We start from the raw sequence: 21411 nt of genomic DNA, 5'->3' as shown, positions 1-21411 counted from the left end.
ACCACGGTCGGCCCCGCAGGCCCCGACCGGACCCGACGACCCGTCCGGGAGCGGAATGGACGACAGCCCGACCGGCCCGACGGCCGCGCCGCCCGGTGCGGCCCCGGCGGCGGCGTTCTTCGACCTCGACAAGACGATCATCGCGACGTCCTCCGCGACCGCGTTCTCGCGACCGTTCATGGCCGGCGGGCTGCTGACGCGCCGCTCGGTGCTGCGGACGGCGTACGCGCAGTTCCTCTACCTGGTCGGCGGGGCGGACGAGGCGCAGACGGAGCGGCTGCGGGCGCAGCTGTCGCGCATGGTGACGGGCTGGGACGTCGCGCAGGTGTCGTCGATCGTCGCCGAGACGCTGCACGAGTCCATCGACCCCGCCGTGTACGCGGAGGCGGTCGCGCTGATCGAGGAGCACCACGAGGCGGGGCACGACGTCGTCATCGTGTCGGCGTCGGGGAGCGAGATCGTCGAGCCCATCGCCGCGGTGCTGGGGGCCGACCACGTGATCGCGACCCGGATGGGGGTCCGCGACGGGCGGTACACCGGCGACATCGACTTCTACGCGTACGGCGAGAACAAGGCGACGGCGATCCGCGAGCTCGCCGAGGCGCGCGGCTACGACCTGGCGTCGAGCTACGCGTACTCGGACTCGATCACCGACATGCCGATGCTCGCCGCCGTCGGGCACGGGTTCGCGGTGAACCCGGACCGGGCGCTGCGGCGGGTCGCGGCCGAACGCGGGTGGGGGACGCTGTCGTTCAGCCGCCCGGTGGCGTTGTTCTCGTTGCCGCGCCCGTCGGGCCGGACCGTCGTCACCGCCGCGGTGCTCGTCGCGGTCGGCGCGGTGCTCGGGTGGCTCGCGTGGCGGCAGCGGCGTCGCACCCGCTGACGCGTCGCCGGCCGCGACGTCGCCGACGGCCTGCGGCCTCAGGCCGGCGACGGCACGCACCCGACGACGCCCGTCCGCATGCCGGGCACGCGTCCCGGCATGCGGTCCGTCGGCGATCGTGTCCAGGGCTCTCGTCCCGCCCGGTTCCCAACCGCCGCGGGCTGAGGTACCAAGGACTCACAACTGGATGACCGCGAGGGCACCCACGCGCAGGATTGCCCACCTCTGGGCAGGTCGACCGGGCTCGACCCGTAGCGACTGGACAGGTGCACGCTTGATCACCCTCCGGCCACCGTTCGGCGACGGCGCCCCTCGGGGCGCCGTCGTTGTGTCGTCGCCAGCACGTCGTCCCGTCGCCGTGAGACGCCGACAGCACCTCGTCCCGTCGCCCCGAGACGCCGACCGCACGTCGCCCACGGCCCCGGCAGGCACCCGCCGGGCGCGCCCCGCTCAGTCCGACGGGAGCCGACCGGCGAGCACCCCGTCGGCGACCAGCCGTGCCCGCTCGACCCCGTCGACGACGGCCGCCGCACTCCCCCGCAGCCACCCGGCGACCCCGTCGGGCGTCCCCGTCGCGAACCCGGCCGCGGCCCCGAGGTAGGCCTGCGGCGTCGAAGCCCAGCCGCCCTCCGCGACGACGGAACCGGTCGGGTCGAGCCCGCGGGTCGTGACGAGCAGCCGCGCGACGGCGCGCGCGACGACGCCGTTGCCCGCCGCGAACGGCCGCAGGGTGAGCAGCTCCCCGTGCACGACGGCGGCGACGACGAGCGCCGGAGCGCGCGTGGTCGCGACGGTCCGGCCGAGCAGCTCGAGGCGCGCCGCCACCTCGTCGCCGGCGGGTGCGGGTCCGAGTCCCGTGAGGTCCTGCGGGGCGGCCGCACCGCGCACACGCCCGACCGCGGCGTCGTCCAGCCAGCCCGCGCTCGCCGCGGCGTGCAGCCGTGCCAGGAGCTGCGGGAGGGGCGGGAGCGTCGCGGACCCGCGCGCGCCGAGGTCGGGCATCAGGCGCTCGACGGCGGCGGCCGCACGCACCGCGCCGAGCGCGCGCTCGACGTGCGGGTCCGGCCGCGCGGTGCGTGGCCGACCGGTCGAGCCGGCGTCCAGGCCCCCGGCGCCCGTCGCGAGCCCGCGCGCGACGTCCAGCGTCACGCGCGCACCGTCGACGGCCGCGCTGGCCCGCGCGCCGCGCAGGCCTGCCTCGGCCCGGACCTCGCGCCACCGTCGCCGGTACGCCTCGTGCCACCGCAGCCCCTCGCACGCGGCGCGCGCGGCGTCCACGGCGTCGGCGACGCCGGCCAGGTCGACGAGCGGGGCGAGCGGGTCGGCGGGCACCGGCACACCCTACGAGCCGCGACGACGCTCCCCAGCGGGCGCGTCGATGCCGAGACGCGCGTCGATGCCGAGACGTGCCCCGCGCCGCGGGCCAGAATGAGGCGCATGGCCTCGCCGAGCGTGTCCTCGTCCATCACCGCCCGGCTCCAGGTGCAGGCCAGACCGACGGCGGTGAGCGAGCTGACGACCGCCATCGAGGAGGCCGGCGGGATCGTCACCGCGCTCGACGTGACCGCGTCGGGGCACGAGCAGATGACGGTCGACGTCACGTGCGCGACGCGCGGCGAGCAGCACGCGGCGGACATCGTCGCGACGCTCAAGGACCTGCACGGCGTGCACGTCGACCGGGTGAGCGACCGGACGTTCCTCATGCACCTCGGCGGCAAGCTGTCGATCGAGTCGAAGGTGCCGCTGCGCAACCGCGACGACCTGTCGATGGCGTACACGCCGGGCGTCGCGCGGGTGTGCGAGGCGATCGCGGCCCGCCCGGAGGACGCCCGACGCCTGACGATCAAGCGGAACACGATCGCGGTCGTCACGGACGGCACGGCGGTGCTGGGGCTGGGCAACATCGGACCGCTCGCGGCGCTGCCCGTGATGGAGGGCAAGGCGGTGCTGTTCAAGCGGTTCGCGGGCATCGACGCGTTCCCGCTGGTCCTGGACACGACGGACGTCGACCAGATCGTCGAGACGGTCGTCGCGATCGCGCCCGCGTTCGCGGGGATCAACCTGGAGGACATCTCGGCGCCGCGGTGCTTCGAGGTGGAGCGGCGGCTGCGCGAGCGGCTCGACATCCCGGTGTTCCACGACGACCAGCACGGCACGGCGATCGTCGTGGTCGCGGCGCTGACGAACGCGCTCAAGGTGGTCCGCAAGGAGATCGGCGCGGTGCGGATCGTCCTGTCGGGTGCGGGTGCGGCGGGCACGGCGGTGCTGCGGCTGCTGCTGGAGGCCGGTGCGCGCGACGTGGTCGTCGCCGACATCGAGGGCGTCGTGCACGCGGACCGCCCCGGCCTGCCGGAGTCGCTGCGCTGGACCGCGTCGGTGACGAACCCGCGGGGCGTGACGGGCACGATCCCGCAGGCGCTCGCCGGTGCGGACGTCTTCATCGGGGTGTCCGCGCCGGACGTCATCACGGCCCAGGACGTCTCGACGATGGGGCGCGACGCGATCGTCTTCGCGCTCGCGAACCCGCGGCCCGAGGTGGACCCCGACGACGCCGCCCGTTACGCGGCGGTGGTCGGCACGGGCCGGTCGGACTTCGCGAACCAGATCAACAACGTGCTCGCGTTCCCCGGGCTGTTCCGCGGGCTGCTCGACGCGCAGTCGCACAAGATCACCGACCGGATGCTGCTCGCGGCGGCGTACGCGCTGGCGTCGACGGTCGCCGACGACGAGCTCAACCCGACGTACATCGTGCCGAGCGTCTTCCATCCCGATGTCGCGACGGTCGTCGCGGCGGCCGTCGAGCGCGAAGCGCGGGCCGACGCGGAGGCGACCGCGACCGCCTGACCTGCCCGGGCGGGACCGGTCGCGCCCGGGCAGCCGGGACGTCAGCCGCGACGGCCCACGGCTGGCGGGGTCAGCGCCAGGCGCCCCGCACGTACTGCGGCTGCCACCCGGTGACCTCGGGCAGGCCGGCGACGTCGGACACTCCGTCGGCGACCGGGAGCACGCCGGTCGTGACGCCCAGCTCGTGCGCGGCGCGCAGCGGCCACGACGGGTCGCGCAGCGCGACGCGTCCCAGGAGCACGGCGTCGGCGGCACCGTCGACGAGCGCCTGCTCGGCCTGCTCGGGCGACGTGATGAGACCGACCGCGGCGACGGGGAGGCCGGACGTCTCGCGCACGGTGCGCGCGGCGGGCACCTGGTAGCCCGGTCCGACGGGGATCGTCGCGGGCGCGTTGCCGCCCGTGGAGACGTCGACGAGGTCGACGCCGTGCCCGGCGAGGTCCTTCACGACGGCGGCGACGTCGGCGACGTCGAGGCCGCCGGGCACCCAGTCGGTCGCGGAGACGCGCACGAGCAGCGGCAGGTCGTCGGGCCACACGGCGCGCACGGCGTCGACGGTCTCGACGAGCAGGCGCGCGCGGTTCTCGGGCGAGCCGCCGTACTCGTCGTCGCGCGTGTTGGTGAGCGGCGAGAGGAACTGGTGCAGCAGGTAGCCGTGCGCGGCGTGCACCTCGACGACGTCGAACCCGGCGTCGAGCGCGCGTCGGCCGGCGGCCGCGAACTGCGCCGGGACCGCGGCGACCTGCTCGGTCGTCATCGCGGTCGGCGCGTCGAGCCCGGGGAACGGCTCGGCCCCCGGCCCGAGAGTGGCCCAGCCGCCCTCGTCGACGCCCACGGACCCCTCGACGGCCTCGAACGGCGCACGCGTCGACGCCTTGCGCCCGGCGTGCGCGAGCTGGACGCCGATGCGCGTCCCACGCGCGTGCACGAAGTCGGTGACCCGCCGCCACGACGCGACGTGCGCGTCGTCCCACAGACCGGTGTCGCGCGGCGAGATCCGGCCCTCGGCGACGACGGCGGTGGCCTCCGCGAGCAGCAGGCCGTAGCCGCCGGATGCGCGCGCACCGAGGTGCACGAGGTGCCAGTCGGTCGGGTGGCCGTCGACGGCGGAGTACATGCACATGGGCGCGAGCCACGCGCGGTTGGCGAACGTGGTGCCGCGGAGGGTGAGCGGGGAGAACAGTCGGGTCACGTCGGGAGCCAACCGCGCCGGGGCCCGCGCGGATTCCCGGGCGGTCTTTCGTCCCACGACTCGGACGCAGGCCGGGGGGACAGTGGTCCGGTGCTCCCCATCTCCGACGCCGCGCTCGCGCAGGCCGACGCGGCGCGCCACAAGGTCGACCTCATGGCGACGCCGGGCGTGTTCCTCGTCCGCACGATGCTCGCCGGCGCCTACATCGGCATCGGTGTCCTGATCCTCGCGACGGCGGGCGGCCCGCTCGAGGCCGCGGGGTCGGGCTTCGCGCCGCTGGTCAAGGGCCTGGTCTTCGGGGTCGCGCTGACGATCGTCGTCGTCGCCGGGGCGGAGCTCGCGACCTCCGCGATGATGATCCTCACGCAGGGCGCGATGCTCGGACGCGTGCCGTGGGGCCGCGCGGGCCTGACGCTGCTCGCCGTGACCGGTGGGAACCTGCTCGGGTCGATGGCGTTCGCCGCGCTCGTGCACGTGTCGGGGGTGGTCGGCCCCGGGACGGCGGGCGGCGCGACGATCGCGACGATGCTCGAGCACAAGGCGCACGAGTCGGGCGGGCAGCTGTTCGTCCGCGGCATCCTGTGCAACCTGCTCGTCTGCCTCGCGATCTGGTGCGGTGCGCGGCTGAAGAGCGAGGGCGCCAAGATCGCGCTCGTGTTCGCGTGCGTCATGGTCTTCATCACGTCGGGCTTCGAGCACGTCGTCGCGAACATGACGACGTTCTCGCTCGGCCTGCTCGGCGGGCTGCCGGGCGCGACGGTCGCGGAGATGGCGCGCAACCTCGCGCTCGTCGGGCTGGGGAACCTGGTCGGCGGCGCCGTGCTCGTCGGCGCGGCCTACGCGTACGGGGTCCGCGCACCGCGGGCCGCCCCGCAGGTCGCGCGGTGGCAGGCGCAGGAGCTCGACGAGGCCGCGGAGCCGCTCGGCGTCACGGCCGCGCACCGGGTGGTCGAGATGGGCCTGCCGGGTCGCGCCCCGCACGACACGCCCCTGCCGACCGGCGAGGCGGTGCCTGCGGCAATACGGTGAGGCGAACGGCGCCGTCGAGGCGCACGTGCACCGTCACCTGAGGAGACGCGATGAGCACCTCCGACCCGCACCGCCCGTCCGCCGACGAGGCGCCCGACGCGTCGACGACCGGCACCCCGGCGACGACCGACAGCCCGACGACGACCGACACCCCGGCGGCGCCCGGCACCGACACCGGTCGGCACGCCGTCGTGCGTCCCGCCCCGACCCCGCCGCCCGAGACGGGTGCCGCGACCACGGGTGAGACGTTCACCCCCGCGACCGGCTCGTCGCCGGGCCCGCGCACGGACACGCCGGCGCCCACGACGTCCCCGACGACCGCGCGCACGGCACCCGACCCGACCGCCGGCTCGACGCCCGCGCCCCCGCCCGCACCGGCGACGACCGCCGCGGGTGCGGGTGGCACGACGGCTGCGGCACCGGCGACGACGGCACCGCGGACCTCCTCCGCCGCCGACGACGAGAGCCTGTTCCCCGCCCCCAACGCACCACGCTCCACGAGCTTCGGCGCGCACGTCCTCGGCGCGATCGTCGGCCTGCTGCTCGCGCCCGCGGGCGTGGGCCTCGTGCTCGTCGGGCAGGCGCGCATCCTCGAGGCGCAGGTCGACGGCTGGGACGGCTCGACGGAGGTGCTGGGCATCGTCCTGGTGTCGATCGGGCTGCTGCTGCTCGGCCTGGTCGCGCTGCTGGCGATCTGGTCGGCAGCCGTCCCGATCGCGGGCGGCGCGCTGCTCACGGCCGCCGGCGGCTTCTACCTGTTCGCGCCGTCCGTCGCCCGCGCCCAGACGCTGGCCGTCCTCGACGACACCGGCTGGCGGCTCACGGTCACGCAGGTGACGGTCGCGGGGACGTCGGGGACGCTGCTCGTCGCCGGGTTCCTGGTCCTGCTGGTCGGGGTGGTGGCCGCGGTCGCGCGGCGTCGCGGCGTGCACCTCGGCGAGTTCCGCGAGCGCCACCGCGTCTGACCGGCCCGTCCGTCACCGTCGCGCGCCTCGCCCCGCCCGGCCGTGGCGGATCGTGCGCGGCTAGAGTGCCTGTTCTGACCCGGTCGCTCCCGGGTTCCGCACCGACGTCGTTGCGCCACAGGAGGTCGCACGTGACCGACACCACCGCCACCGAGTCCTCGGACAAGCCCGCCGGGCTGGAGAACCTGCTCTCCGAGGACCGCCGCTTCCCCCCGTCCCCCGAGTTCGCCGCGCAGGCGAACGCCCACGGCGACCTGTACGCGTGGGCCGCGGCCGACCGTCCGTCGTTCTGGGCGGACCAGGCCCGTGAGCTGCTGACCTGGTCGACCCCGTTCACGCAGACCCTCGACTGGTCGCAGGCCCCGTTCGCGACGTGGTTCGCCGACGGGAAGCTGAACGCCGCGTACAACGCCGTCGACCGGCACGTCGAGGAGGGCCGCGGCGACCGCGTCGCCCTGCACTTCGAGGGCGAGGGTGGCGACAGCCGCTCGCTCACGTACGCCGACCTGCAGCGCGAGGTGTCGAAGGCGGCGAACGCGTTCACGGCGCTCGGCGTCGGCACGGGCGACCGGGTGGCGATCTACATGCCGCTGATTCCCGAGGCCGTCGTGACGATGCTCGCGTGCGCCCGGATCGGTGCGCCGCACTCGGTCGTGTTCGGCGGGTTCTCGGCGGAGGCGCTCGCGTCACGCATCGTCGACGCGGAGGCGAAGCTCGTCGTCACCGCGGACGGCGGGTACCGCCGCGGGGCGCCGTCGGCGCTGAAGCCGGCGGTCGACGAGGCGCTCGAGAAGGGCACGCCGTCGGTCGAGCACGTGCTCGTCGTGCGGCGCACGGAGCAGGACGTCGCGTGGACCGAGGGCCGCGACGTCTGGTGGCACGACGTGGTGGACTCCGCGTCGGACCAGAACACCCCGGTCGAGCTCGACGCCGAGCACCCGCTGTTCATCCTCTACACGTCCGGCACGACGGGGAAGCCGAAGGGCATCTTCCACACGACGGGCGGCTACCTGACGCAGGCGGCGTACACGCACCGCAACGTCTTCGACCTCAAGGCCGAGTCGGACGTCTACTGGTGCACGGCCGACATCGGCTGGATCACGGGGCACACGTACGTCGTCTACGGGCCGCTCGTGAACGGCGCGACGCAGGTCATCTACGAGGGCACGCCCGACACCCCGCACCGGGGCCGGTGGTGGGAGATCGTCCAGAAGTACAAGGTCTCGATCCTCTACACGGCGCCGACGGCGATCCGCACGTGCATGAAGTGGGGCGAGGAGATCCCCGCGCAGTTCGACCTGTCGTCGCTGCGCGTCCTCGGCTCGGTGGGTGAGCCCATCAACCCCGAGGCGTGGATGTGGTACCGCCGCGTCATCGGGGGCGACCGCACCCCGGTGGTCGACACGTGGTGGCAGACGGAGACGGGCGCGATCATGATCAGCCCGCTGCCGGGCGTCACGGAGGCCAAGCCCGGGTCGGCGCAGGTGCCTCTGCCGGGCATCGCGGCGGACGTCGTCGACGACGAGGCGCACCCCGTGCCCGACGGCGGCGGCGGCTACCTCGTGCTCTCCGAGCCGTGGCCGTCGATGCTGCGCGGCATCTGGGGCGACCCGGAGCGCTACAAGGACACCTACTGGTCGAGGTTCCCCGGCCTGTACTTCGCGGGTGACGGGGCGAAGAAGGACGACGACGGCGACATCTGGCTGCTGGGCCGCGTGGACGACGTGATGAACGTGTCCGGCCACCGCCTGTCGACGACCGAGATCGAGTCGGCGCTGGTCTCGCACCCGTGGGTCGCGGAGGCCGCGGTCGTGGGCGCGACGGACGAGACGACCGGTCAGGCCGTCGTCGCGTTCGTCATCCTGCGCGGCGGCGCGGGCGGTGCGGAGAAGTCCGGCGACGAGGTGCAGGCCGAGCTGCGCAACCACGTCGCGAAGGAGATCGGCCCGATCGCGAAGCCCCGGCAGATCCTCGTGGTGCAGGAGCTGCCCAAGACGCGGTCCGGCAAGATCATGCGGCGCCTGCTGCGGGACGTCGCGGAGCACCGCCAGGTCGGCGACGCGACGACCCTCGCGGACTCCTCGGTCATGGACCTGATCGCCCAGGGCCTGTCGAAGCCCGCCGCTTCGTCGGAGGACTGACACCACCTCGTCGACCCGGTTCCGGCTACCGCTCGCGGCCCCGCAGCGGTCGCCAGGACCGGGTCGACGCGCGTCCAGGGGTTGTCCGTGGCGGGGCTTGACGGGCGGCGGGCGACCCTATCGGGAGGCCCCGCCGGACGGCCCGACCGGTGAAGCGTTTAGGGCTCTGGGGGACGCTTTCCCGCCCTGGTTGTGTTGGCGCCCGGCACCCGCCCGTCGACCGGCCGGCGGAACGGCGGGCGGGTGCGACCACGGTCCGCACCGGCGCGGGCGTCGAGCTGGAACCCGGGCTCGCGGCGGTCGTCACACACCCGGAAACGAGGATGTCCATGAGATCCCGACTGTCCCTGCTCACCGGCGCCGCCCTCGCGTCGGCGGTCGTCGCGCTGGGCGCGGTGTCGCTCGTCTCGACGGCGGCGAACGCCGCCACGCCGCCTGGCCTGCGCGTCTCCGGCACGCAGCTCGTCGAGAAGGACGGCACGCCGTTCGTCGCCCGCGGCGTCAGCCAAGCGCACACCTGGTACACGTCGCAGACCGCGACGGCGATCCCCGCGATCCGCGCGGCAGGCGCCAACGCCCTGCGCGTGGTGCTGTCGGGCGGCGACCGGTGGACGAAGAACGACGCCGCCGACGTCACGAACGTCATCAGCCTGTGCAAGGCCAACAAGCTGATCTGCATGCTCGAGAACCACGACACGACCGGCTACGGCGAGCAGTCCGGCGCGGTCTCGCTCGACACGGCCGCGAACTACTGGGTCGGCATCAAGTCGGCGCTGATCGGGCAGGAGGACTACGTCCAGATCAACATCGGCAACGAGCCGTACGGCAACAACGCCACCACGAACGCGAGCTGGGCGGCGGACTCGGTCGCGGCGATCAAGAAGCTGCGTGCCGCGGGCCTGCACCACAACATCGTGATCGACGCCCCCAACTGGGGCCAGGACTGGGCCGGCACCATGCGCGACCAGGCCGCGACCGTCGCCGCGGGCGACCCCGACGGCAACGTGCTGTTCTCGGTGCACATGTACGGCGTCTACAAGGACGCGTCGACCATCAAGGCCTACCTCGACGCGTTCAAGGCGAAGAACCTGCCGCTCGTCATCGGCGAGTTCGGCTTCGACCACTCCGACGGCAACCCCGACGAGGACACGATCATGTCCGAGTCCGTCGCCCGCGGGATCGGCTACTACGGCTGGTCGTGGTCGGGCAACGGCGGTGGCGTCGAGTACCTCGACATGGTGACGAACTTCAACCCGGCGCAGAAGACGTCGTGGGGCACGCGCATCTTCGACGGCGCGAACGGCATCAAGTCCACCGCGAAGACGGCGAAGATCTACGGCGGCACGGTCGACCCGACCACCCCGAACCCGACGCCGACGACGCCGGACCCCACGCCCACCACGCCGAACCCGACGCCGACCACCCCGACGCCGACCCCGACGTCGAACCCGGGCGGCACGTGCACCGCGGTGCTGCGGGTCGTGGGCGCGTGGCCGGGCGGCTGGCAGGGCGGCGTGACCGTCACCGCCGGCACCGGGATGATCGGCTCGTGGACGACGCAGTTCACGCTCCCGACCGGCGGCTCGATCCAGTCCGGCTGGTCCGGCACGTACACGACCAGCGGCACGTCCGTGACGGTGAAGAACGCGCCGTGGAACGGCCTGCTCGGTGCGGGCGTGAAGACGGAGTACGGGTTCGTCGCGTCGGGCAACGCCCCGACCGGCACCGTCCCGGTCAGCTGCGCCTGACCACCTGACCCCTCCCGGTGACGCCGGGGTCGTCCTCGCGGCGGCCCCGGCGTCGCCGCGTCAGGGGTGTGCGGTCAGAGGGAGAGGAGGCGGCGCAGGTGGCGGACCGCCTCGCGGCCCGCGCGGTTGGCACCCACGGTCGACGCGGACGGCCCGTACCCGACGAGCTGGACCCGCGGGTCGGCGACGACCTGCGTCCCGTCCATGACGATGCCCCCGCCGCGCGCCCGCAGGCCGAGCGGTGCGAGGTGGTCGAGCGCGGCGCGGAACCCGGTGCACCACAGGATCGTGGCGGCCTCGACGCGGGCAGGCCCGTCGACCCAGCCGTCCTCGGGCGCCGCCGCGTCGTCCCACTCCACCGCGCCCGGCACGATCCGGCTGAACATCGGCCGCGCCCGCAGCACCCCGGACTCGATCCCGGCGCGGTACGCGTCTGTCAGCGGCAGCCCGGTGACGCCGACGACGCTGCCCGGCGGCAGCCCCGCGCGCGTGCGCTGCTCGACGAGTGCGACGGCCTCGCGCCCGACCTCGGGCGTGAACTCCTCGTCGCGCCACGTCGGCGGCCGTCGCGTGACCCACGTGGTCGACGTGACCTTGGCGACCTCGAGCAGGAGCTGCACCGCGGACGTGCCGCCGCCCACGACGACGACGTGCCCGTCGGCCAGGTCCGCGGCGGACCGGAAGTCGCGCGCGTGCAGCTGCCGCCCGCCGAACGTGCCGCGGCCGGGGTAGGCGGGCCAGAACGGCTTCCCCCACGTGCCGGTCGCGTTGACGAGGCCGCGGGCCCGCCAGACGACGCGCTCGTCCGGCCGCTCGACGCTGTGCGAGTGCACGAGGAGGCGGCCGCTCGCGCGCGCGCCCGCACCGGTCGACGGCACGGGCGCCTGGCCCTCGTCGTGGACCGCGGTGACGCGCACGGGCCGCTGCACGTGCAGCTGGTACGCCTCCTCGTACTGCGCGAAGTAGTACGGCACGGCGCGCGCGGCGGGCTCGGCGGGGTCGGGCACGACGAGCGGCATGCCGGGCAGCTCGTGCACGCCGTGCGCGCGCTCCATGGTGAGCGAGGGCCACCGGTGCTGCCACGCGCCGCCGGGTCCGGGCTCGTCGTCGAGGACCACGAACGACGGGCCCGACTCCCAGCCGCGCTGCCCGACGGAGACGAGCCCGCTGCGGCGCAGGTGGTAGGCCGCGGACAGTCCCGCCTGGCCCGCGCCGACGACGACGACGTCCACGTCGACGACGTCCGCGGAGGTCGTCGACGTCGCCTGTGCCGCGGACGCTCCGGCCTCCCGGAGGGCACGCCGCGAGCGACGCGTCTGCGGGGTCGGGGCGTCCTCGGCGAGGGTGCGCGTCGAGTCGTCCATGGCCGGTCCAACGTACCCGCTCCGGCTGTGCGCGCAGGGCGCGCGTCCCCCGTCCGTGGTGGGATGTCCCGCATGGTGGAGGGCACGAACGCGCAGGTCACGATCGTCTCGGCGACCGGCCGGCCGGACGGGGCGACGGCGTCGCAGGTCAGCGCGCTGGCGGCGGCCGCGCACGCGTCGGACGGGGTCGCGCCGCTGTCCGAGCAGCCGCTGCTCCGTCTGGCGGACGACGCCGCGCCAGTCGTGCACCTCACCGCGCGGACCTCCGACGGGACCCTCGTCGGCTACGCGCAGGTCGACACGGACACGGCGTCCGCGGAGCTCGTCGTGGACCCCGCGCACCGCCGCCGCGGCACGGGGCGCGCGCTGCTCGACGCCGCTCGCGCGCACGCCCCGGCGGGCCTGCGCGTCTGGGCCCACGGCGACCTCCCCGCGGCGCGCGCGTTCGCGGCCGCGACCGGTCTCGTCGTCGTGCGCGAGCTGCGCAAGCTGCGGCTGGACCTGACGGCGCGCACCGACGCGGCGCGTCGCGCGCTGCCGCCGGGCACGACGCTGCGGACCTTCGTGCCCGGTCGGGACGAGGAGGCGTGGCGCCGGGTCAACGCGCGCGCGTTCGCGCACCACCCCGAGCAGGGGCGGATGACCGTGGCGGACGTGCAGGCCCGCGAGCGCGAGCCGTGGTTCGACCCCGCGGGCTTCCTCCTGGCGGAGCGGGACGGCGTGCTCGTCGGGTCGGTCTGGACGAAGGTGCACCCGGCGGGCACCGAGGCGGACGGACCGGTCGGCGAGATCTACGTGGTCGGGGTCGACCCGGACGCCCAGGGCACCGGCCTGGGCGGCGCGCTCACGTCGGCAGGGCTCGACCACCTGGCGTCGCGCGGCCTGACGACGGTCGTGCTGTACGTGGACGGGGACAACACGGCGGCCGTCCGGACGTACGCCGCCCAGGGGTTCGTGCGGGCCGCCACCGACGTGATGCTCGCTTCCGATACCGGGGGTTCACCCACGGGTGCCACGATGGGGTCATGACCGACGCCCCCGCGCTCGACTCCCTCGAGGAGCACCTCGCCTCGCACGTGGCCCCGCAGGAGGAGCTCCCGGTCGTCGAGCCCGAGCCGCTCCCCGACGACCGGTTCCTCGACCGCGAGCTGTCCTGGCTCGCGTTCAACCAGCGTGTGCTGGAGCTCGCGGAGGACCCGGACCTGCCGCTGCTGGAGCGGGTCCGCTTCCTGGCGATCTTCGCGTCGAACCTCGACGAGTTCTTCATGGTGCGCGTCGCGGGCCTCAAGCGGCGCATCGCGACGGGCATCGCGGTCACGGCCGCGTCGGGCCTGTCGCCCCGGCAGGTCCTGGAGGCGATCAGCGAGAAGGCGCACGAGCTCCAGCACCGGCACGCGCGGGTGTTCGCGGAGCAGGTGCAGCCGGCGCTGCGCGCGGAGGGCATCACGCTGGTCCGCTGGGACGAGCTCGGTGAGGGCGAGCAGGACCGGCTGCGCAAGTTCTTCCGGCGGCAGATCTTCCCCGTGCTGACGCCGCTCGCGGTCGACCCGGCGCACCCGTTCCCGTACATCTCGGGGCTGTCGCTCAACCTCGCGGTCGTCGTGGCGAACCCGGTGACCGGCAAGGAGCACTTCGCGCGCGTGAAGGTGCCGCCGCTGCTGCCGCGGTTCATCGCGGTCGACGCGAGCGGCCGGCCGTCGGCGCCCGACGCGGGTGCGGCCGCCCCCGAGAAGGGCCCGATGTCGTTCGTCCCGGTCGAGGACGTCATCTCGGAGCACCTCGAGCACCTGTTCCCCGGCATGGAGGTGCGCGAGCACCACACGTTCCGCGTGACCCGCAACGAGGACGTCGAGGTGGAGGAGGACGACGCCGAGAACCTGCTCAAGGCGATGGAGAAGGAGCTCCTGCGGCGCCGGTTCGGCCCGCCGGTGCGCCTGGAGATCGCCGAGGGCATCAGCCCGCGCATCCGCCAGCTGCTCGTGCGCGAGCTGCGGATGGCCGAGGAGGAGGTGTACGAGCTGCCCGCGCCGCTCGACTACACGGGCCTCAACGTCATCGCCGACCTCGACCGCGCCGAGCTGCAGTTCCCGCGGTTCGTGCCGACGACGCACCGCCAGCTCGCCGAGGTCGAGAGCGCGACGCCCGCCGAGGTGTTCGCGAAGATCCGCGAGCGCGACATCCTGCTGCACCACCCGTACGACTCCTTCTCGACGTCGGTGCAGACGTTCCTCGAGCAGGCGGCCGCGGACCCGGCGGTCCTCGCGATCAAGCAGACGCTGTACCGCACGTCGGGCGACTCCCCGATCGTCGACGCGCTCATCGACGCCGCGCAGGCGGGCAAGCAGGTGCTCGCGCTCGTCGAGATCAAGGCGCGGTTCGACGAGCAGAACAACATCTCGTGGGCCCGCAAGCTCGAGCAGGCGGGCGTGCACGTCGTGTACGGGATCGTCGGCCTCAAGACGCACTGCAAGCTGTCGCTCGTGGTCCGCCAGGAGGCGGACGGCCTGCGCCGGTACAGCCACGTCGGGACGGGCAACTACCACCCGAAGACCGCGCGTCTCTACACCGACCTGGGCCTGCTGACGTCGGACCCGGAGGTCGGGCAGGACCTCACGCGGCTGTTCAACCAGCTGTCGGGGTACGCCCCGAAGTCGCGGTTCCACCGCCTGCTCGTCGCGCCGCGGTCGGTGCGCGCGGGGCTCGTCGAGCGGATCGAGCGCGAGGCCGCCGCCGCGCGCGCGGGTGAGCCCGCGTGGATCAAGATCAAGGTCAACTCGATGGTCGACGAGGCGACGATCGACGCCCTGTACCGCGCGTCGCAGGCGGGCGTGCAGGTCGATCTCGTCGTCCGCGGCATCTGCGCCCTGCGCCCGGGCGTCCCGGGCCTGTCCGAGAACGTGCGCGTGCGCTCGATCCTCGGACGGTTCCTCGAGCACTCGCGCATCTTCGCGTTCGCGAACGCGACGGGCGGCGAGGACGCCGGGTTCGAGGGGCCGGAGGTCTACATCGGGTCGGCCGACCTCATGCACCGCAACCTCGACCGGCGCGTCGAGGCGCTCGTCCGCGTGTCCGACCCGGACCAGGTCGGCGAGCTCGTCGACCTGCTGGACGAGTCGATGGACGACGCGACGTCGTCGTGGCACCTCGACGGCGCGGGCGACTGGCACCGCCGGCACGCGGACGACGAGGGCGTGCCGCTCGTCGACCTGCAGGCGGCCCTGATCCAGCGGCAGCGGCGCCGCCCCGGCGCCACCCGGTGAGCAGCACGCCCTCCCCGGCCGTCGTGGAGGCGGCCGGCGCTCTCGTGTGGCGCGTGCGCCTGCGGCGGCTCCAGGTCGCGGTCGTGCACCGCCCCCGCTACCGGGACTGGTCGTGGCCCAAGGGCAAGCTCGACCCGGGCGAGACGCCTGTCGCCGCGGCGGTCCGTGAGGTCGCGGAGGAGACCGGGCACGACGTCGTGCTCGGCATCCCGCTGCCGGGTCTGGAGTACCGCCTGTCCGACGGTCGGACGAAGCGCGTGCACTACTGGGCGGCGCAGGTCGCGGGCCGGCGCGACGCGGTGGCGCTCCGGGCCCGCCCGCCCGTGCCGCGCGCGTCGCGCTCGGAGATCGACCGGGTGCGGTGGATGGACGTCGGGACCGCGGCGCGCCGGCTGACCCGGTCCGCCGACCGCGCGCCGTTGGCGGCGCTGGTCACGGCCTACCGCAAGGGGCGGCTCGACACGCACGCGCTCGTGGTCGCCCGGCACGGGTCGGCGCGCAAGCGCAGCGCGTGGAAGGGCCCGGACGCCGACCGGCCCCTGACCTCGGACGGGGCGCGGCAGGCCGAGGCGCTCGTGCCGCTGCTGTCGGCGTTCGGTGTCGCGCACGTCGTGACGAGCCCGTGGCGGCGCTGCGTCGAGACGGTCCGCCCGTACGCGCGCGCGGTCGGCATGCCGGAGCAGCGGGTCGAGGCGTGGTCGGAGGACGCGCACGAGGAGGCGCCGGGGCTCGTCACGGGCCATGTCGACGCGCTGCTGCACTGGCCCGGCGACGGGGTCGTGTGCACGCACCGTCCGGTGCTGGGCACGGCGTTCGAGGCGCTCGCCGCCCGGGCGCGCAAGGCGGTCGCCGCACAGCTGCCGTCCGAGGACCCGTACCTGCAGCCGGGGCAGCTGCTCGTGGCGCACGTGGCCCACCGACCGAAGGGGCCGCGGGTCGTCGCGGTCGAGGTGCACGGCCCGAAGGCCTGACCGGTCAGGTGAGGATCGGGTTGAGCACCAGGTAGACGCCGGCCGCGACGAGCGCGGCGGCGGGGATGGTGAGCACCCAGGCGGCGCCGATGTTCTTCGCGACACCCCACCGCACGGCCGACAGGCGCTTCGTCGCACCGACGCCCATGATCGCCGAGGTGATCGTGTGGGTGGTCGAGACGGGCGCGTGCAGCCAGTACGCGTTGACGTACAGCACGATCGCCGAGACGGACTCGGCGACGAAGCCGCGCGCCGGGTCGAGCTCGATGATCTTGCGGCCGAGCGTGCGCATGATGCGCCACCCGCCCGCGTACGTGCCGGCGGAGATCGCGGCCGCCGCGGACAGCTTGACCCACAGCGGGATCGTCATGTTGTCCGGGTCGTGGAAGCCGCCCGCGATGAGCGCGAGGACGATGACGCCCATGGTCTTCTGCGCGTCCTGGAGGCCGTGACCGAGGGCCATCGCGGCCGCCGACACCGTCTGGGCGAGCCGGAAGCGGCGCATGGCCCGGGCGGGTGCGCGGTTCCGGACGAGCCACAGCACGCCGACCATGACGCCGAACGCGAGCAGGAAGCCGACGAGCGGCGAGAACACCATCGGCAGGACGACCTTCTCCCAGATGGCGTCCCAGTGGACCGTGATGCCCGACGCGACGCCCACGCCCGTGAGCCCGCCGATGAGGGCGTGCGTCGACGACGACGGCAGCCCGAGCCACCACGTGATGAGGTTCCAGGTGATCGCGCCGATGAGGCCCGACAGCACGATGACGAGGCCCTCGTGCGGGCCGACGTCGCCGATGCTGATGATGTCCTCGGCGATCGTCGTGGCGACGTGCGTACCGAGCAGCGCGCCGACGAGGTTGAAGAACGCCGCCATGAGCAGCGCGACCCGCGGCGTCAGCGCGCGCGTCGAGACCGAGGTCGCGATCGCGTTCGCCGCGTCGTGGAAGCCGTTGGTGTAGTCGAAGCCGAGGGCGAACGCGACGACGACGACGACGAGCAGGACGTCCACGTGGGCTCAGGACTCCTTGAGCGCGATCGTCTCGACCGCGTTGGCCACCTTCTCGAACGCGTCGGCCGCGTCCTCGAGCCGGTCGACGATCTCCTTGAGCTTGATGATCATGATCGGGTCGGTGACCTCGTCGAACATCTGCGCGACGAGCTTGCGGTGCGACTTGTCGGCCTGGTTCTCGAGGCGGTTGACCTCGACCCAGTACTCGGACAGCGAGTCCATGGACCGCAGCCGCGGCATCGCCTCGGCCGTGAGCTCGGCGGCGCGCTGGAGCACCTGCACCTGGTCCGACACGCGTGCGGGCAGCTCGTCGATCTTGTAGAGCACGATGAGGTCCGCGGCCTCGTCCATGAGGTCCATGCAGTCGTCGAGGTGCGACGCGAGCATGTAGATGTCGTCGCGGTCGAACGGCGTGACGAACGTCTGGTTGAGGCGCCGCATGATCGTGTGCGTCGCGTCGTCGGCCGCGTGCTCGGCGTCCGCGATGCGCTTGCCGATCTCCTTGCGGGTGGCGCGGTCCGCCCCGAGCATCTCGCCGAGGAGGTTGGCCCCGGTCACGAGGTGCTTCGCCGAGTCGGCGAAGAGGTCGAAGTACGTGGTGTCGCGCGGGGTGAGGCGCAGGCGCACGGGAATCTCCGGGACAGGGGGACGGACGGGTTCAGGCTAGGTCAACGGAACCCGAATGCCTAACGGCGACCGACGGGCCCGTGGACACATGGTGACAGCCCCGCGACCCTGCGGGGAACGACGTGCGCCCGTCCGGGTGGCGACGCGCCGCGCGCCACGCGGGGCGCGTCGCGAGGGCGCCCGCACCCCGGTCGTCTCGCGCGTTCGCGCAGGTGAGGGGTGGGGCGGCGCCGGACCGGGAGCGCCTCTCGGCGCGTGGCCGCTCGAAGCGGCTTGAGATGGAGCCCGGGGCTACCGCGGCCCGGCGCCGGGACGATCCTACGACGTCGTCGTCCGGCGCGGGCTGTGCGGAACCTCACGGCACCCGTCCGCCGCGCAGCGGCGGGCGACCACCGCGCCGGGTCAGTCCAGGCGTTCCGCGCGCCACAGGGCGGCCGCGTGCGTGAGCTCCTCCGCGGTGCGGACGAGGGAGGCGGCCCCGCGGGTCGTGCGCAGCGCGCCGCGCGGGTCGACGAGGTCGAGGTGGTCGGCGTCGAACGCGGCGCCCGTCGCGAGGACCTGACAGAAGGCGGCGGCCCGCTCCAGCGCGACCGCGAGGTCGCCCGCGTACACGCCCGACAGCACGGCGTCGGCGACGGCCCGCACGTCGTCGGGGCCCGGGGTGTCCGCGACGCCCGCGACGACGCCGTGCACCGGCGCCGCGGCGACCCCCGCGCGGTACCGGTCGGCGATCGTGACCGGGTCGCGGCGCACCCACTCGCGCAGCACGTACAGGCGCCACAGCGCGCCGGGCAGCGTGTCGGGCTGGCTGTCGGCCCACAGCCCCGCCACGACGTCCAGACCCTCGTGCTCGACGAGCGCGACGAGGCGCGCGACGACGTCGGGGTCCGGCTGGGCGCGGCCGCGGCGGACCAGGGCCTGTGCGGTGGTGTGGGCGACCTCGTCGCGCAGCGCGGGCGACAGGTCGCCGGGGATCGCGTCCGCCTGCTGCGGGTCGAGCATCGCGGGACGCCGCGGGCGACGGGGCTCGTCGCCGCTGGTGGGACCGGTCATCGCACACCTCCTCTCGGGGCGAGCCGCGGGGCCGGCGCTCACCCGTCGGACGATCTTGCCCCCTCGTCGGGGCCGTCGCGCGGGGCGCCCGGCGCCCGGCCGCGGTGGGCGACGTGCTCGACATGCGTGTCTGTGCAGGTGGGGCCACAGTGGTTCTCACTCCCCGGGACGGCCCCGAGGGTACGGAGGTGCCAGACGATGTCCGACGCGACACGGCCGCCGCAGGGGGCGGCGGGTGGATCCGCGGTGCGCAGCCCGCACCACAACAAGGCCATCGCGCTCGCCGTGGCGGCGGCCGTCGGTGGCTTCCTCTTCGGGTTCGACAGCTCCGTCATCAACGGCGCCGTCGACGCGATCGGGGAGCAGTTCGACCTCGGGTCCGCCCTGCAGGGGTTCGCCGTCGCCGTCGCGCTGCTCGGCTGCGCGCTCGGCGCCTGGTCCGGCGGGAAGCTCGCGGACCACTGGGGCCGCACCCGGGTCATGTTCGTGGGTGCGGTCCTGTTCTTCGTGTCGTCGATCCTGTCCGGGCTCGCGTTCGGCGTCTGGGACCTCATCCTGTGGCGCTTCCTCGCGGGTGTCGGCATCGGCATCGCGTCCGTGATCGCACCGGCGTACATCGCCGAGATCGCCCCCGCGGCGATGCGCGGGCGGCTGGGGTCGCTCCAGCAGCTCGCGATCACGCTCGGCATCTTCGCGGCCCTGCTGTCCGACCAGCTGCTCGCGACGTCGGCGGGCGGTGCCGCGGAGGAGCTGTGGTTCGGCCTCGAGGCGTGGCGCTGGATGTTCATGGTCGCCGTGGTCCCCGCGACGGTCTACGGCGTGCTCGCGCTGATGATCCCGGAGTCGCCGCGCTACCTGGTGGCGCGCGGCCGGCGCGAGGAGGCCCAGAAGGTGCTGGCCGACGTGCTGGGACCGGACGAGGACCCCGCGGCGCGCGTGCGCGAGATCGAGCACACGATCGAGTCGGACAAGCGGCTCGAGGAGCAGGCGACGCTGCGCGGCCCGCGCTTCGGCCTCCTGCCGGTGGTCTGGGTCGGCATCCTGCTGTCGGTGTTCCAGCAGTTCGTCGGGATCAACGTGATCTTCTACTACTCGACGACGCTGTGGCAGGCGGTCGGGTTCGACGAGTCCGACTCGTTCATGGTCTCGACCATCACGTCCGTGACGAACGTCGCCGTGACCTTCATCGCGATCGCGCTCATCGACAAGATCGGCCGCCGGCCGCTCCTGCTGATCGGCTCCGCGGGCATGGCGGTCTCGCTCGCGGTCATGGCGGTCGCGTTCACGCAGTCGACGGGCACGGGCGACGACCTCACGCTCACCGGCTCGTGGGGGACGATCGCGCTGGTCGCGGCGAACGCGTTCGTCGTGTTCTTCGGTGCGACGTGGGGCCCGCTGGTCTGGGTCCTGCTCGGCGAGATGTTCCCCAACCGCATCCGGGCCGCCGCGCTCGGCGTCGCGGCGATGGCGCAGTGGATCGCGAACTTCCTCATCACGATCTCGTTCCCGCCGATGCTCGACCGGTTCGGCGCGTCCATCCCCTACCTGATGTACGCGATCTTCGCGGCCCTGTCCTTCTTCTTCACGCTGTTCAAGGTGCCCGAGACGAAGGGCGTGCAGCTCGAGGACATGGAGTCGGTCAAGGTCGAGCGGCGCACGCGTGGGAGGGCCACCACGACCCGCTGACAGCACCCGCACGTCCCGGAGGCCCCTGGCGCACCACGCGCCAGGGGCCTCCGTCGTGCCCGCGCGATGGGACACGGAATAAGTTGCCCCATGCAAATGCTGTGTCCTACAGTCTTTGCGTCACGCAACGAAGGAGCGACCCATGACCGGCACCACCGACGCACCCGAGACGCCCACACGTCTCCTGCTGCGTGCCATGGAGGAGCTCACCCGCTCGCTGCGCGAGGCGTCGCACGTCATGTCGCGCCAGTTCCCCTGCTCGCGCGGCGAGGTCCCGCTCATCCGCCTGCTCGCCCGTCGCGGCGCGCTCGGCGTCGGCGAGATCGCGCACGCCATGCGCGTCGACGTCTCCGTCGTCAGCCGCCAGGTGAGCCACCTCGTCGCGGAGGGCTGGGTCGAGCGGACCGTCGACCCCGACGACCGCCGCGCCCGCACCCTGCGGCTCACCGCCGACGGCGAGACGCTCGCCGCGCGCATGCTCGACGTCCGCGACGGCGCCATGCAGGCCGTCTTCGGCGAGTGGGCGCCCGACGACATCGACGACGCGGCCGCCGTCCTGCACCGCATCGCCGCCACGATCGACGCCGCCCGCCTGCGCGAGCAGGCACCGGCCCTCGCCACGACCGGGTGACGGGC

At 74.1% G+C, this 21411-nt stretch carries 17 protein-coding genes; 11 read left to right on the top strand and 6 right to left on the bottom strand.

Annotated features, from left to right (window positions below; genetic code table 11):
* The first annotated feature begins 55 nt into the window (after positions 1 to 55).
* Complete coding sequence (locus tag OOT42_RS04445; RefSeq protein ID WP_273653745.1) at positions 56 to 883, top strand: HAD family hydrolase; 828 nt, start codon at positions 56 to 58, stop codon at positions 881 to 883.
* A gap of 450 nt (positions 884 to 1333) precedes the next feature.
* Here OOT42_RS04445 and OOT42_RS04440 read toward each other — a convergent pair whose 3' ends face one another.
* Complete coding sequence (locus OOT42_RS04440) at positions 1334 to 2215, bottom strand: Fic family protein (protein WP_273653744.1); 882 nt, start codon at positions 2213 to 2215, stop codon at positions 1334 to 1336.
* Between the two features lie 105 nt (positions 2216 to 2320).
* Between OOT42_RS04440 and OOT42_RS04435 the strand changes: the two genes are divergently transcribed.
* Complete coding sequence (locus OOT42_RS04435) at positions 2321 to 3727, top strand: NAD-dependent malic enzyme (protein ID WP_273653743.1); 1407 nt, start codon at positions 2321 to 2323, stop codon at positions 3725 to 3727.
* Positions 3728 to 3797: 70 nt separating this feature from the next.
* Here OOT42_RS04435 and OOT42_RS04430 read toward each other — a convergent pair whose 3' ends face one another.
* A complete protein-coding gene (locus OOT42_RS04430) occupies positions 3798 to 4919 on the bottom strand; it encodes an NADH:flavin oxidoreductase/NADH oxidase (protein ID WP_273653742.1) in 1122 nt (373 codons plus the stop codon).
* 90 nt (positions 4920 to 5009) lie between these two features.
* Between OOT42_RS04430 and OOT42_RS04425 the strand changes: the two genes are divergently transcribed.
* From OOT42_RS04425 to OOT42_RS04410, 4 genes are all read left to right on the top strand, one after another.
* On the top strand, positions 5010 to 5948 hold the full coding sequence (locus tag OOT42_RS04425) for a formate/nitrite transporter family protein (RefSeq protein WP_273653741.1): 939 nt from the start codon (positions 5010 to 5012) through the stop codon (positions 5946 to 5948).
* A gap of 50 nt (positions 5949 to 5998) precedes the next feature.
* On the top strand, positions 5999 to 6913 hold the full coding sequence (locus OOT42_RS04420) for a hypothetical protein (RefSeq protein WP_273653740.1): 915 nt from the start codon (positions 5999 to 6001) through the stop codon (positions 6911 to 6913).
* 131 nt (positions 6914 to 7044) lie between these two features.
* Positions 7045 to 9054 carry an acetate--CoA ligase gene (acs, locus tag OOT42_RS04415; RefSeq protein ID WP_273653739.1) on the top strand — a complete coding sequence of 670 codons (2010 nt, stop codon included), beginning with the start codon at positions 7045 to 7047 and terminating at the stop codon, positions 9052 to 9054.
* A 329-nt stretch (positions 9055 to 9383) separates the two neighbouring features.
* Positions 9384 to 10802, top strand: a complete 1419-nt coding sequence (locus OOT42_RS04410; protein WP_273653738.1) for a cellulase family glycosylhydrolase — start codon at positions 9384 to 9386, stop codon at positions 10800 to 10802.
* 74 nt (positions 10803 to 10876) lie between these two features.
* On the opposite strand, the gene OOT42_RS04405 is transcribed toward OOT42_RS04410, so the two are convergent.
* A complete protein-coding gene (locus OOT42_RS04405; RefSeq protein WP_273653737.1) occupies positions 10877 to 12166 on the bottom strand; it encodes an NAD(P)-binding domain-containing protein in 1290 nt (429 codons plus the stop codon).
* Between the two features lie 63 nt (positions 12167 to 12229).
* On the opposite strand from OOT42_RS04405, the gene mshD reads away from it, so the two are divergent.
* Genes mshD through OOT42_RS04390 form a run of 3 tightly spaced genes read left to right on the top strand, consistent with a single transcriptional unit; the run spans position 12230 to position 16397 of the window.
* Complete coding sequence (gene mshD, locus OOT42_RS04400) at positions 12230 to 13195, top strand: mycothiol synthase (RefSeq protein ID WP_337251886.1); 966 nt, start codon at positions 12230 to 12232, stop codon at positions 13193 to 13195.
* Positions 13192 to 15426 (top strand): RNA degradosome polyphosphate kinase, encoded by a 2235-nt coding sequence (locus OOT42_RS04395; protein ID WP_273653736.1) that lies wholly within the window; start codon positions 13192 to 13194, stop codon positions 15424 to 15426. Before mshD ends, OOT42_RS04395 begins: the two co-directional genes overlap by 4 nt.
* Positions 15423 to 16397, top strand: coding sequence for an NUDIX hydrolase (locus OOT42_RS04390; RefSeq protein ID WP_273653735.1), 975 nt, complete (start codon positions 15423 to 15425; stop codon positions 16395 to 16397). The genes OOT42_RS04395 and OOT42_RS04390 overlap by 4 nt, the downstream gene beginning before the upstream one ends.
* 4 nt (positions 16398 to 16401) lie before the next feature.
* Here the strand turns inward: OOT42_RS04390 and OOT42_RS04385 are convergent, their stop codons facing one another.
* The 3 genes from OOT42_RS04385 to OOT42_RS04375 form a co-directional block, all read right to left on the bottom strand.
* The gene (locus OOT42_RS04385; protein WP_273653734.1) at positions 16402 to 17409 is read right to left on the bottom strand and encodes an inorganic phosphate transporter; all 1008 of its coding nucleotides are present in this window, start codon (positions 17407 to 17409) and stop codon (positions 16402 to 16404) included.
* Positions 17410 to 17415: 6 nt separating this feature from the next.
* Positions 17416 to 18036 (bottom strand): DUF47 domain-containing protein, encoded by a 621-nt coding sequence (locus OOT42_RS04380; RefSeq protein ID WP_273653733.1) that lies wholly within the window; start codon positions 18034 to 18036, stop codon positions 17416 to 17418.
* Between the two features lie 402 nt (positions 18037 to 18438).
* Positions 18439 to 19038 (bottom strand): hypothetical protein, encoded by a 600-nt coding sequence (locus OOT42_RS04375; RefSeq protein WP_273654775.1) that lies wholly within the window; start codon positions 19036 to 19038, stop codon positions 18439 to 18441.
* A 249-nt stretch (positions 19039 to 19287) separates the two neighbouring features.
* On the opposite strand from OOT42_RS04375, the gene OOT42_RS04370 reads away from it, so the two are divergent.
* Together OOT42_RS04370 and OOT42_RS04365 are read left to right on the top strand one after the other, a co-directional pair.
* Positions 19288 to 20775, top strand: a complete 1488-nt coding sequence (locus OOT42_RS04370) for a sugar porter family MFS transporter (RefSeq protein ID WP_273653732.1) — start codon at positions 19288 to 19290, stop codon at positions 20773 to 20775.
* A 142-nt stretch (positions 20776 to 20917) separates the two neighbouring features.
* Entirely contained in the window at positions 20918 to 21406 is a 489-nt protein-coding gene (locus OOT42_RS04365; protein WP_273653731.1) for a MarR family winged helix-turn-helix transcriptional regulator, read from the top strand.
* The last annotated feature ends 5 nt before the right edge of the window (positions 21407 to 21411 follow it).

The sequence above is a fragment of the Cellulomonas fimi genome (assembly GCF_028583725.1).
In the GTDB taxonomy this organism is placed as follows: Bacteria; Actinomycetota; Actinomycetes; order Actinomycetales; family Cellulomonadaceae; genus Cellulomonas; species Cellulomonas fimi_B.
This window is presented reverse-complemented; position numbering and strand designations above follow the sequence as displayed.